The organism is Amycolatopsis sp. NPDC114504 (assembly GCF_055633595.1).
This window is the reverse complement of sequence record NZ_JBVKDU010000007.1, coordinates 529,989-542,905: the sequence shown is the minus strand read 5'-3', so window position 1 is coordinate 542,905 and position 12,917 is coordinate 529,989. Positions and strand designations below refer to the sequence as shown.

The window sequence follows — 12,917 nt, the reverse complement described above, 5'->3', positions numbered from 1 at the left end:
CCGGAGGATCCTTCCCATGCGCATGGTGGTCACCGGCGGCGCCGGTTTCATCGGCTCGGCCTACGTCCGCAACGTGCTTTCCGGCCACTACGCCGGATTCGAGCCCGACGAGCTGGTCGTGCTCGACAAGTTCACCTACGCGGGCAACCGCGCGAACCTGGCGCCGGTCGCCGCCGACGAACGCCTGCGCGTCGTCGTGGGCGACATCTGCGACCCCGAGGTCGTGGAGAAGGAGCTGACCGGCACCGACCTGGTCGTGCACTTCGCCGCCGAGTCCCATGTGGACCGTTCGATCGCCGGGTCGGCGGAGTTCGTCCGCACCAACGTCCTCGGCACGCAGACGCTGCTGCAGGCCGCGCTGGAGCGCGAGGTCGGCAAGTTCGTGCACGTCTCCACCGACGAGGTGTACGGCTCCATCGACGAGGGCTCCTGGCCCGAGGACCACCCGATCGCCCCCAACTCGCCCTACTCGGCCTCCAAGGCGTCCTCCGACCTGCTGGTCCGCGCCTTCTTCATCACCCACGGGCTCGACACCTCGATCACGCGCTGCTCCAACAACTACGGGCCGTACCAGTACCCGGAGAAGGTCATCCCGCTGTTCGTCACCAACCTGGTCGACGGCCTCCAGGTGCCGCTCTACGGCGACGGCCTCAACGTCCGCGACTGGCTCCACGTCGACGACCACTGCCGCGGCATCCAGCTCGTCGCCGAGCGGGGCCGCGCGGGCGAGGTCTACAACATCGGCGGCGGCACCGAGCTGACCAACCGGGAGCTCACCGAGCGGCTGCTCGAGATCACCGGCCGGGACCACACCGCGATCCGGCCCGTCGAGGACCGCAAGGGCCACGACCGCCGGTACTCGGTGGACATCACGAAGATCTCCACCGAGCTCGGCTACTCGCCGCGGGTCGGCGTCGACACCGGCCTGCGCGACACCGTCGACTGGTACAAGAACAACCGCGACTGGTGGGAGCCGCTCAAGGGCTGAGCTACTGCGTCCGCAGCTGGGGCCACAAGGCGTCCCACGCGGTGTGCCGTCCACTGAAGACGGTCATCAGCTGCGGCACGACGTCCTGGTGCCGGTCGAACGCCCCGGCGACCAGCGGGCTCGCGTCGCCGACGAACAGGACGCTGTCGACGCTCTCGTCCGGGTGCCCGAAGTAGAAGTACCCGCGGTGCGCGCTGTAGACGTCCGGCAGTCCGCGTTCGGCGCCGAAGAGCTGGAGGTCGGCGGCGAAGGCGTAGCTGTCGGTCATGATCGCCGTCCGCGCGCGCTGCTCCGGCGGCAGCGAGGCGTAGACCTTGACGACGGCGTCGGAGAGCTGGCCGAGCTGACCGTCGGACTGCACGAAGACCTTCGCGGTCAACGGCACCAGCGGCACGTCGGGAATGCGCTGGGCCCAGGACTTCGGGTAGATCGGCAGCGCGACGAGCGCCTGGACGATCGACACGGCGACGAGCAGCCAGCCGGCCGCCTTCGCGGCGGTGGGCCACTTGACGTCCTGCAGGCCGACCGCGCCGGCCGCGAACAGCAGCGCGTACAGGCTGTAGACGTAGTAGGACCGGCCCGACGTCAGCAGGTACGCCACGATCAGCAGCAGGAACGCGACGCCGAGGAAGCGGTACGGCCGCAGGTCACGGGCGAGCAGCAGACGCCCGAAGCCGAACAGCGCGAGCGGGACGCCGATCACCAGGCCGGGCCCGGACAGCAGCTCGAGCAGGAACTCACCGGTGCCGGGGAACTCGGCCGCGACGACCTCGGACATCCGGGCGTACGGCCAGCCGTGAATGGCTTGCCAGACCAGCGTCGGCACGGTCGTCAGCGTCGCGACCAGCGCACCCGCCCACAGCAGCGGGCGGCGCACGAGGTCACGCGGCCCGAAGACCAGCGACGCGGCGGCCAGCGCCACCCACAGCGCCGGGACCAGGAACTTCGTCTGCAGCGACACGGCGGTGACGAGCCCGGCGACGAACAGCAGCCGGTCGTCGCGCACCCGGACCCACCGCACGACCAGCCAGACGATGAGCGACCAGAAGAACGGGTCGATCGAGTAGGTCGCGAGGTAGTGGCAGATCAGCGTGGCGCCGGACATCGCATACGCCGCCGCGGCGACGGTCTGGGCGACCCGGCGGCCGCCCAGCTCGCGGGCGGTCAGCGCGCTCAGCACGATCCCGCCGACGGCGGCCAGCGTGGCGGGCAGCCTCAGGGCGACCAGCGAGCCGGGGAACAGGTGGTCCAACCCCGCGGCCAGGAACGGCACCAGCGGGGGCTGGTCGAAGTAGCCCCACGCGGGGTGGTCGCGGCCGGCCACCACGAAGTAGGCCTCGTCGAAGGAGAACCCGTAGTTCCGGCTGGCGATGAGGAGCAGGGCTCCGGCGACTCCCGCGATCAGGAGAACCGGGGTCCGCGCGAACGCCGGGCGCGTGCGGCCCGGCCGGCTGTCGGTGGTTCCACTGGTAAGGGTCATGGCTCAAGTAGACCCGGATGGACCTTGCGTTCTCGACGGCCGGGAGTCATCGACCCGAGCAACGAAAGTCGCGCGAGCCGCGCGGATCCGCAACCTTCGTAGTCACTCAGAAGTGATGTTTAAGCACGGAAAGTGAGGGTAGAGATTCCCCTAGACTTCGCTTCCGAACCGGCTCTGAGCTGCGGTTTCTCGCGATAATCCAGCCATGACCCAGGGCCGGCACATCATGTTCTTCAGCTTTCCGGGCGTCGGGCACATCAACCCGATGCTGGGCCCGGTCGAGGCGCTCGCCGCGCGCGGCCACCGGGTCACGTTCGTCGTCGCCGAGCAGTTCGCGAGTCTGCTGCGCGACAGCCCGGCGGACGTGCTGCCGTACCACTCGGACTTCCCCGCGGCGGTCACCAAGGTCGACAGCGCGGACGACGCGGTGACGATGATCATCGACCTGATGCGCGAGGGCTTCGCGGCGCTCGGACCGGCGCTGGAGCGGCTCTCCGGCGACCGGCCCGACCTCATCGTCCACGACACCATCAGCGGCAACGCCGCCCGCGTGCTCGCGCGCGCCTGGGACGTCCCGCTCGTCGAGAGCTGTCCCGTCTTCATCGAGAACGACGACGACGAGATCCCCGGCTCGCCCCAGCCGCCCGAAGACCACCCCGCGGCCACCGATTTCGACCACCAGGACCCGCGTCTCGCGCGGTTCGGCGAGGAGTTCGGCGCCGACGTCTCGGCGTTGCTCACGCGGCACGGGCTGGACCCGAACCTGGCGATGGCCAGCCTGAGCGCGACCGGCGACGAGCCGCGTCTGGTCTACATCCCCAAGGCGTTCCACTACGGGAGCGAGACGTTCGGCTCGCGGTACCTGTTCGTCGGCCCGACCGCGGACTGCCGTCCGCTCGAAGGCCACTGGACCCCGCCCGGCGACGGCCTGCCGGTGGTGCTGATCTCGCTGGGCACGTCGATGAGCAAGGACCTCGGGTTCTTCACCGGCTGCATCGAGGCCTTCCGCGGCGAGCCGTGGCACGTGGTGCTGACGCTGGGCCGCGGCGCCGACCTGGCCGCGCTCGGCGAGCTGCCGCCGAACGTCGAGGCGCACAACTGGATGCCGCACCCGTCGGTGCTGAAGCACGCGACGGCGCTGGTCTGCCAGGCGGGGATGGGCAGCGTCCTGGAGGCGCTGCGCTACGAGGTCCCGGTGGTCGCGGTCTCCCACAGCGGCGAGACCCTGGCCAACGCCCACCGCGTCGCGGAACTGGGCCTGGGCCGGCACATCCCGGTCACCGAGGCGAGCGGCCCGGCGATCTTCGCCGCGGTCGAGGCGATGGCGGCCGACGACTCGCTGCCCGCCCGTCTCGCGCTGATGGCCAAGGAGATCGAGCAGGCCGGCGGAGCGGCCGCAGCCGCCGACGCCCTCGAAGCCCTGCTCCCGTAAGCAGTCTGCCGCGGCCGGTCGTGAGTGAGAAACAGGGTTAGAACACTGTTTCTCACTCACGACCCCGCCGCGGCAGGCTCGAGAAGGGGGTCAGGCGGAGCGGCGGAAGCCCCGGGTGGCGACGATCGCGCCGGTGATCCCGATCAGGCCGGCCGCACCGAGTGCCGCCAGTCCGCCGATGCCCACCGGGTTGCCCAGCGCCAGGTTCCGCGACGCGTCCACCGAGTACGTCAGCGGGTTCACCGTCGCCACCGCGCGCAGCCACGCCGGCAGCGACGACAGCGGGACGTAGGCCGAAGACGCGAACATCAGCGGGAACATCACCATCGACGTGACGCCCTGCATCACCTCGACGTTCGAGATCCAGACGCCGATCGCCATGAACATCCAGCTGAGCGACCAGCCCACCGCGATGCACATCAGCCACGCCAGCAGCACGCCGGTGAAGCCGCCGCCGGGTGAGAACCCGAACAGCGTCGCCGCCAGCACCAGCATGATCGCCAGCTGCAGCGCGTGCCGCACGACGTCGGCGAGGCTGCGCGCGACCAGCACCGACGCCGACGCGATCGGCAGCGTGCGGAACCGCGCCACCACGCCGTTGCGCATGTCGTCGAGCAGGCCGACACCCGACTGCAGCGCCACCGACAGCGAGCCCATCACCAGCACCGCGGGCATCAGGTAGTCGATGTAGGACACCCCGGCCGGGAACGAGCTGGTGCCGGCCAGGCTCGCGAACACCTGGCTGAACAGGATCAGCATGATGAGCGGCTGCAGCAGGCCCAGCAGCACCAGCGCCCGCGACGCCACCACCGCCCGCAGCGAACGGCCGGTGAGGATGATGATCTGCATCGGCACCGAGGTGCCCCGCCACGGACCGCCGCCCGGTCCGGCCACAGTGGACCGGTCCGGAGTGGACAGCGTCGTCGGTGCGCTCATGGGTCAGTGCCTCTCGGTGGGGGTGGGGGAATCGGCCGGCCCGCCGGAGAGCGCGAGGTACACGTCGTCGAGGCGGGGGTCGACCAGCGCCAGCTCGACCGGCTCGACCTTGACGTCGTCGAGCGCCCGGACCACCCGCACGAGGTCGGTGGACTTCTCCACCGGCACCGTCAGCGCGAGGCCGGCCAGATCGTCCACTCCGGACTCCCGGGGGGCCATCCCGGCGAGGCGGACCGCGTCCGCGGCGCGCTCGGTGTCGGCCGGGTCGGCCAGCGTGAGGGTGACCGTGCGCTTGCCGACCTGCGCCTTGAGCGAGGCCGCGGTGCCGGCGGCGATCACCTTTCCCTGTGCCAGCACGACGATCTTGTCGGCGAGCCGGTCGGCTTCGTCGAGCATCTGCGTGGTGAGCAGCACGGTCGAGCCGTCGCGCACGAGCTGTTCGACGATCTCCCACATGGCGATCCGCGCCGCCGGGTCGAGGCCCGTCGTCGGCTCGTCGAGGAAGATCACGTCGGGGTGGCCGACCAGGCTGGCGGCCAGGTCGAGGCGCCGCCGCATGCCACCGGAGTAGGTCTTCGCCGGGCGCCCGGCCGCTTCGAGCAGGCCGAACGCCGTCAGCAGCTCGTCCGCCCGTTCCTTGGCCGCCTTGGTGGAGGCGCCGAGCAGGCGGGCGATCAGGATCAGGTTGCGGAAGCCGGAAAGCTGCTCGTCGACCGAGGCGAACTGGCCGGTGAGCCCGATGCGGCTGCGCAGGGCCACGGCGTCGCGCTGCACGTCCAGCCCGGCGACGCTCGCGCGGCCCGACGTCGGCGTCACCAGCGTCGTCAGCACGTTGACCAAAGTGGTCTTGCCGGCGCCGTTGTGGCCCAGCAGCCCGCACACGGTGCCGCGCGGCACCTGCAGGCTGACGTCGTCCAGCGCGCGGACCTTGCCGAAGGTCTTGGTGATCCCCTCGGCCTCGACGAACAGGCTCACGGCCGCTTCCTTCCGCTGCGCCGAATCGGACATGGCAACAGTTAACACAGGAGGAACGCCCTTTTCCCTGCTCACCGCGGGACCCGAGGGGTTCGCCTAGACATGGTTGACTGCCCGCCGCGCGCGACTAGCTTTCGATGCATGACTCCCCCGCCGGGAAGCCACATCGCCTTCCTCAACTATCCCGCCCACGGGCACGTCAACCCGACGCTGCCCGTGGCGGCCGAGCTCGTGCGCCGCGGCCACCGGGTGAGCTACGTCGTGGCCGAGCAGTACGCCGATGCCGTGCGCGCCACCGGCGCCACCGTGCTGCCGTACGAGTCCCACGTGCCGAAGTCGTGGGACACCGTGGCGATCCCGGAAAAGATCACCGGTGACGTCGTCGCGGAGGCGGGGCTCGCCCAGGCGCTGGAAGGGTTCGCGCCGCTGCGGACCGCGCTCGGCGCCTTCGAAGCCGACCGGCCGGACGTCTTCCTGTACGACGCTTTCGGTTACCCCACCGGACGTCTGCTGGCGCGCAAGTGGGCGATCCCGGCCATCCTGTCGTGTTCGACGTTCGTCGCGAACGAGCAGTTTTCGCCCTACGCCTCGATGGCGGGCAAGGTCCCCGCGCCCGACCCGGACCACCCCGCGCTCGTCAAGGCCGCGGCGGTCGTCGGGGACGTGCTCGCCGAGCACCTGCCCGGCACGTCCGCGGCGGAGCTCGCGGAAGCCCGTGAGGACACCAAACTCGTGTTCCTGCCGCGGGAGTTCCAGCCCGGCGGCGACACCTTCGACGACGGGTTCGCTTTCGTGGGGCCGTGCCTCGGCGACCGCGCGGGCGGCTGGACCCCGCCGGACAGCCGACCGGTGCTGCTGATCGCCATGGGCAGCTTCGGTTACCACCACCAGCGCGAGTTCTTCGCCTCCTGCCTCGAGGCGTTCGCCGGGTCGCCGTGGCACGTCGTCATGACGATCGGGCGCCTGGTCTCGCCGGCCGACCTCGGCCCGGTGCCGCCGAACTTCGAGCTGCACCCGTGGGTGCCGCAGCCCGCCGTGCTGAGCCGGGCGAGCGGGTTCGTCTCGCACGCCGGGATGGGCAGCACCATGGAGTCCCTGGCCCTGGGCGTCCCGCCGGTGGTCGTGCCCCGCACGCTGGAGCAGGAGATCGTCGCCGACCGGCTCGCCGAGCTCGGCCTCGGCGTCCGGGTGGCTCCGGACGACGTCGACGCGGCGTCGCTGCTGAAGGCCGTCACCGGCCTCGCCGAGGACGCCGGCGCGCACGAGCGCGTGGCGCGGATGCGCGAGCACATCACCGGCGCCGGAGGTGCCGCGGCGGCCGCGGACCGCGTCGAGGCCCGACTGACCGCCTGATCCCTGGGAGTGATTTCGAAGTGGACACCACCGAGCCGACCGCTGCCCCGGAGATCGCCCCGGACGGCGGCGCTTCCCTGCTGACCTGGCTGGAGAAGATGCGGGCGGACACGCCCGTGTGGCAGGACGAGGCCGGCGCCTGGCACGTGTTCCGCTCCGCCGACGTCCGCCGCGTCAGCACCGACGCGCAGCTGTTCTCGTCGGACACGACGCGCCTGACCTCGCCCGGCGACCAGGCACCCCCGGGCACCCTGCTGGTCATCGACCCGCCCGAGCACCGCAAGCTGCGCCGCCTGGTCAGCCAGGCGTTCACCCCCAAGGTGGTCGCCGACCTCGCACCGCGGATCACCGAGCTGACCCGGGAGCTGCTGGCCGCGGTCGAGCCGGACGCGACGGCGTTCGACCTGGTCGACGTGCTGGCCTACCCGCTGCCGGTGATCGTCATCGCCGAGCTGCTGGGCGTGCCCGCCTGCGACCGGGAGCTGTTCCGGGGCTGGGCCGAGGCGCTGATGGCCCTGCAGGTCGACGACCCCAGCACCGGTGAGAAGCTCGCCATCGCGATCGAGGAGATGGAGGCGTACCTCAACGCCCAGATCGCCGCCCGGCGCGCCGAGCCCCGGGACGACCTGCTGACCCGGCTCGTGGAGTCCTCCATCGACGGCGAGCGGCTGACCGACGAGGAGGTCGGCAACTTCACGGCGTTGCTGCTGCTCGCCGGGCACGTCACCACCACCATGCTGCTCGGCAACGTGCTGCTCTGCCTGGAGGACGCCCCCGGCGTCTACGAGCAGGTCCGGGCGGAGCCGGCGCTGGTGGAGCCGCTGCTCGAGGAGGTGCTGCGGCTGCGGCCGCCGTTCCCCCGGGTGGTCCGGGTGACCACGGAGGACGTCGAGGTGGCCGGCACGGTGATCCCCGCCGACTCGATCGTCTGGGCCTGGGTGGTGTCGGCGAACTACGACGAGCGCGAGTTCACCGACGCGTGGCGGTTCGACCTGACCCGCAAGCCGAACACCCACGCCGCGTTCGGGCACGGCATCCACTTCTGCCTGGGCGCGCCGCTGGCGCGGCTCGAGGGGCGGATCGCGCTGGAGCTGCTGTTCGAGCGGTTCGAGCACCTGCGGATCACCCCCGGTGCGGACGTGCCGTTCCACGCCGGCGGCGTGTTCGGCGTCCAGCAGCTGCCGGTCACGACGACCGCGGGCTGACCCGCCGGCGAACCGCTCGCGAGCGCAGAGTGAACGGGCGGATACCGCACTACCGAAGGTGCGCCCGCGGGTGCCGTACCTCCGGCCGGGCGGACCCCAGTGTTAGCCCCCAACCCCCCGACCGGCATTGACGGGCCATAACCCGTTGGCTAGCGTACGAGACGTCGTTTGGTTTGTTTCCAACGAAACGGACCGAAGCGGATCAGTCCGGGTGGACTCGAGGATCCTTCTGGGGAAGGGCTCGAGGTTTCCGCTGGGGTGGTGTGAATAACCCATCCGGGCCGGTGCCGTTGACCCTCTTGAGGGGAGCTCGGGGGTCGTAGACGTCTTTTGTCCGTGGACAATGCCTACGAAACGTAGAACGAATCTGGGGGTTCGAACTCGATGAACACGCGTGTCGATTCCTTGGTCGAGCGGCCGGCGGCGGTTCCGCACGGTCTGCCGCCCGTCGCCGAAAGACAGAACCAGAGCGTCCCCGCCTTCGACCTGTCCGATGTCTGCATCGCGAATCTGGGACCCGACCTCCGGGTGATCGAGGCCAATGGCGATTTCCTCCGCCAGCTGGGCCGGACCGCGTCCGACGTTTTTGGACAGAGCTTTGTGGACTTCGTGCACCCGAGTGCCAAACAGTTCACCCTCCAGCAGCTGGCGCGGCTGAACGAAGGCCGCCGCGACCGCTTCAGCGCCCGTCTGGTGGGCGTGCGGCCCGCGCAGCCGGTGCTCTCGGGCGGCCTGACCGGCATCGCGGTGCGCAGCCAGTCGGGCCAGGTCACCACGATCGTCGTGCTGATCAAGCCGGACCGCGCCGCGGAGGCCCCGCGGCCGGCGATCGAGAAGACCAAGCTGCTCAGCGAGCTCGACGCGAAGGTCCTCGAGGGCGTCGCGGCCGGGATTTCGACCGTGCAGCTGGCCTCGAAGCTGTACCTGAGCAGGCAGGGCATCGAGTACCACGTCGGCGCGATGCTGCGGCAGTTCAAGTCGCCGAACCGCTCGGCGCTGGTCTCGAAGGCGTACTCGCAGGGCATCCTGTGCATCGGCCAGTGGCCGCCGAAGGTGACCCCGCAGTACATCCGCTGAGCACCGCTTTCCCCAGGGCCGGCCGGGCCGCCCGGGTTGGGTTCGATGTCCGGTTTACGCCGGTATCGACACCGGCCCCGGCGACCCGGCCGGCCCTTTTCCCGCGAGGCGGGAACCCTCCGGGAAATACCCTGAATGCGGGTCGCGAAGGGTGCGCCCGGCAGTACCCTGCGCTATCCTGCGAAGGCACGGATCGATTTGCGATGATGGGTCGGCGCAAAGAAAGGACCGAGGCAGTGGGTGTTTTCGGAAAAAAGGAAGATGATTCCAAGAAGAAGCCGTCGGACTCGAAGGCGGACAACGCCAAGGCTGACGACGAAAAGAACCGCAAGCGCCGCAGCCGCCTTTTGGGCGGCGCGTACGGCGGCGGCAGCGGCGGCTGAGCCGGCGCACCGCTGACCGGGTGAATCGGGTGGGACGAGGGCGACCTCGGACCACCCGATTCGCGTTTCCGGGGCCCTGCGCGGTGAGTTCACGGGGTTGTTGGTCAGTTTCCACCTGAAGTTCGGAGCGGCTACCCTGTGACAGGTACGGTCGCACCGGGAGTGACCGGAGTACGGCGTTGTGGGCGATTCACGGGGTGGTCCGGTGTGGTCCGCAGGGGTTCGGTTCGGTAGGGGTGCGAAGGTCAGCCGCTGTCACGGACAGTCGCGCTCGTCCGCTGCCGGAGAGCTTGCCGGTGCAGTTGCGCGGCCGACCCGGGCTAGCTCACTCGGGGGAGTTCCGGCGGTAGCAAGCCGCACTGCAGCGAGCAGGCGAACGCCCAGCACCCGCACCCGGCCGCGGCCCCAGGCACCCGCCCCGCTACGCCCCGAGGCGGCCGCCCCGGCACCACCCCACCTCGCCCAGCCCAGCCCCGCCCCGCTACGCCCCGAGGCACCCGCCCCGGCACCGCCCAGCCCCGCCTCGCCCCGCCCCGCCCCGCCCCGCCCCGCCCCGAGCACGAAAAAGCCGCCCCCACCAGACCTCGTCCGGTGAAGGCGACCTCCGAACCCCACCTCACCCCTTGGGCACGACCGGCTCAGCCCACTCCGGCACGTCCAGGATCTCCACCACCGCGCCGGCCACGCTGACCCCCGGCGCGATCCCGACCATCAGCACGTGGTCGCCCGGCCGCAGCTGGCCCGTCCCGAGCATGTTCGCCAGCGACGCCACCTGGTCGCTCGCCCCCAGGTGCCCCAGGCCGCGGCCGAAGTCCCAGTTCGACTTCTCCAGCGGGATGCCCAGCATCGCCAGCAACCCGTCCTCGACGTACTTGCGCGAGCCGTGGTTGTACGCGATGCGGCTGACCTCGTCGATGCCGATGCCCGCCTCCGACAGCACCCGGTCGATCAGCTCCGAGCGCGTTTTCAGCAGGTTGAGGCCACTGTGGAGCATCGTGTCGCGGTTCTCGAACCCGAAGAAGTCGATGCGCTCGGCGAAGTCCATGAACCGGCCGATCGTCGCGCCCGGGGGGAACATCGGCTCGTCGCCGCGGTGCATGCCCTCCAGCTCGGGCACCGTGATCGAGCTCGCCGATTTCAGGCGCGCGAAGCCGGACGTCGTGTTCAGCACGACCGCCGTGGCGCCGTCGCCGATGACGAAGTCCGGGCGCAGGCAGCGCCAGCGGTTCACCAGCGGGGACGTCGAGTTGTCCGACGCGACCGTCATCGCCGTGCCGCCGCCGCGGGCGATCAGGTACGTCGAAGCCAGCTCCAGCGCCCCGAACATGCCGTTGCAGCCCTGACGCAGCTGCGCCGCGAGCAGGTCGCCGCCGACCAGGTGCCGCTGCAGCCAGAACTGCGGGAACCAGCCGTCCGGACCGGAGTGGTAGTTGTCGGCGTACAGCAACACGTCCAGGGACTCCGGGTCGACGCCCGCACGGGCCACGGCTTCCTGCCCGGCCCACAGCGCCATGTCCGGGGCCGGGGTCTCGCCGGCGCAGGCCGCGCCGGTCAGCCCGGACGTCTCGGCGTCCTCGGCGGTCATCCACCCCTGCTCGATCGCCGCCTCGACGCCGGTGGTCGCCGGCACGTACGCACCGATCCCGCTGAGGTAGACCTCCGCCAGCTTCACTTCGCCTCCACTTTCGCTCCGAGCCACGATTCGACGGCGTCGGCCGCCCGGGTCTCCCCGCCGGCCAGCGCGACCTGCTCGCTCATCCACCGGACGCGCTCGGCGACCACCGGGTCGGACGCGGTCGTGGTGACGGCTTCGAGCAGCTCCGCTTCGGTGACCTCGGTGCGGGACACCACGCGGCCGAGGTCGAGGTCCGCGACGCGGGCCGCGGTCACCACCTGGTCGCTCTGGGACGGCGTCATCACCATCGGCACGCCGTAGTGGAGGCTCTCCATGGTGCTGCCGAGCCCGCCGTGCGTGACGAAGACCTTGGTGTGCGGCAACAGCGCCGCGTGCGCGACGAACGGGTGCGCCTCGATGTTGTCCGGCAACGGTCCGAGTTCGGCCGGGTCGACCCACCGGCCGAGCGTCAGCACGACGTGCCACGGCTGCCCGGTGAACGCGCGCACGCACTTGCGGAAGAACCCCACCTGCTCACGGCTGCGCGAAGTACCCAGCGAGATCAGGACGAGCGGCAGCCCGTCCTCGGGCGGGGTCCACTCCCCCGGCGGCGCCGTCCGGTCGAAGGACGGCCCGATGAACGCGAAGCGGTCGTCGAAGGTCTCGCCGCGGATCTGGAACGCCTTCGGCAGGTAGACGAGGTGGTAGCCGGGGTCGCCGCCGCCGGTGTCCACATCGGACAGACCGTGCTCGGCGAGCAGCCGCTGGGTGTCCGCCACGAACGCGGTAAGCGCGGGGTCGGTGAGGTCCGGCGGCCGGGCCGAGTCAGACTCGGCCTGTGCCTCGTTCAGGCGGAAGTGCTCGTTGGACGCGAACTCCGGGACCGACTGCACCACCGGCGCCGACCACTTCCCCGCGATCAGCCGCGCGGTCTCGGACGCCGCCAGGTCGTGGATCACCAGGTCCGGCGGGTCGTCGGCGAACCGTTTCATCGCGGCCGGGAGCGGCGCGAGGCCCTCGCCCATGAACGCCAGCATGGCCCGCAGCGCGTACCCGTCGGACGCGGTGTCGCCCAGCCCGGTCGCCCACGGGAACGTCGAGGTGTAGGGCAGCACCTCCGCACCGGTCGCCGCCACCTTCCCGGCGAACTCGTCGACCACGGCGAAGGTGACCCGGTGGCCGCGGCGCACCAGCTCGGCGACGATCGGGAGGACCGGCGCGACGTGCGCGTACGCGGGGAAGCTGAAGACCGCGATATGCCTGCTCACCGCTGCATCGTCGGCCACCGGCGCCGCGTGTCGCACCGGCTACCACGCAAGTTCTGGCTATTTCCCCCCAAAAGCGCTTTGAACGTTTCTACGCCGGGACGACTAGGGGCTTCCACAGAGTTTCCCGGCAAGATCCGTCAGTCCCGCGCGGCGTACCTATCCTGCAGACGACCGTTCGAGGGGGATCTCAACAGCTGTTGTAAAG

The 12,917-nt window shown here is 70.8% G+C and carries 11 protein-coding genes; 6 read left to right on the top strand and 5 right to left on the bottom strand.

The window, feature by feature from the left end; genetic code table 11:
• Positions 1–16: 16 nt before the first annotated feature.
• Entirely contained in the window at positions 17–988 is a 972-nt protein-coding gene (rfbB, locus tag ACZ7PG_RS48950; RefSeq protein WP_470246095.1) for a dTDP-glucose 4,6-dehydratase, read from the top strand.
• 1 nt (position 989) lies between these two features.
• Here the strand turns inward: rfbB and ACZ7PG_RS48945 are convergent, their stop codons facing one another.
• Positions 990–2,468 (bottom strand): ArnT family glycosyltransferase, encoded by a 1,479-nt coding sequence (locus ACZ7PG_RS48945; RefSeq protein ID WP_470246094.1) that lies wholly within the window; start codon positions 2,466–2,468, stop codon positions 990–992.
• Positions 2,469–2,673: 205 nt separating this feature from the next.
• Between ACZ7PG_RS48945 and ACZ7PG_RS48940 the strand changes: the two genes are divergently transcribed.
• The gene (locus ACZ7PG_RS48940; protein ID WP_470246093.1) at positions 2,674–3,900 is read left to right on the top strand and encodes a macrolide family glycosyltransferase; all 1,227 of its coding nucleotides are present in this window, start codon (positions 2,674–2,676) and stop codon (positions 3,898–3,900) included.
• A 90-nt stretch (positions 3,901–3,990) separates the two neighbouring features.
• Here the strand turns inward: ACZ7PG_RS48940 and ACZ7PG_RS48935 are convergent, their stop codons facing one another.
• Positions 3,991–4,836, bottom strand: a complete 846-nt coding sequence (locus tag ACZ7PG_RS48935) for an ABC transporter permease (protein ID WP_470246092.1) — start codon at positions 4,834–4,836, stop codon at positions 3,991–3,993.
• Positions 4,837–4,839: 3 nt separating this feature from the next.
• Complete coding sequence (locus ACZ7PG_RS48930; protein ID WP_470246091.1) at positions 4,840–5,844, bottom strand: ATP-binding cassette domain-containing protein; 1,005 nt, start codon at positions 5,842–5,844, stop codon at positions 4,840–4,842.
• Positions 5,845–5,952: 108 nt separating this feature from the next.
• Between ACZ7PG_RS48930 and ACZ7PG_RS48925 the strand changes: the two genes are divergently transcribed.
• The 4 genes from ACZ7PG_RS48925 (at position 5,953) to ACZ7PG_RS48910 (ending at position 9,829) form a co-directional block, all read left to right on the top strand.
• Positions 5,953–7,164, top strand: a complete 1,212-nt coding sequence (locus tag ACZ7PG_RS48925; RefSeq protein WP_470246090.1) for a macrolide family glycosyltransferase — start codon at positions 5,953–5,955, stop codon at positions 7,162–7,164.
• 98 nt (positions 7,165–7,262) lie between these two features.
• On the top strand, positions 7,263–8,369 hold the full coding sequence (locus ACZ7PG_RS48920) for a cytochrome P450 (protein ID WP_470246488.1): 1,107 nt from the start codon (positions 7,263–7,265) through the stop codon (positions 8,367–8,369).
• Positions 8,370–8,753: 384 nt separating this feature from the next.
• On the top strand, positions 8,754–9,446 hold the full coding sequence (locus ACZ7PG_RS48915) for a helix-turn-helix transcriptional regulator (protein ID WP_470246089.1): 693 nt from the start codon (positions 8,754–8,756) through the stop codon (positions 9,444–9,446).
• 236 nt (positions 9,447–9,682) lie between these two features.
• Positions 9,683–9,829 (top strand): hypothetical protein, encoded by a 147-nt coding sequence (locus tag ACZ7PG_RS48910; RefSeq protein WP_155545886.1) that lies wholly within the window; start codon positions 9,683–9,685, stop codon positions 9,827–9,829.
• 616 nt (positions 9,830–10,445) lie between these two features.
• On the opposite strand, the gene ACZ7PG_RS48905 is transcribed toward ACZ7PG_RS48910, so the two are convergent.
• Complete coding sequence (locus ACZ7PG_RS48905; RefSeq protein WP_470246088.1) at positions 10,446–11,501, bottom strand: ketoacyl-ACP synthase III family protein; 1,056 nt, start codon at positions 11,499–11,501, stop codon at positions 10,446–10,448.
• On the bottom strand, positions 11,498–12,712 hold the full coding sequence (locus tag ACZ7PG_RS48900) for a macrolide family glycosyltransferase (RefSeq protein WP_470246087.1): 1,215 nt from the start codon (positions 12,710–12,712) through the stop codon (positions 11,498–11,500). The genes ACZ7PG_RS48905 and ACZ7PG_RS48900 overlap by 4 nt, the downstream gene beginning before the upstream one ends.
• Positions 12,713–12,917: the final 205 nt, after the last annotated feature.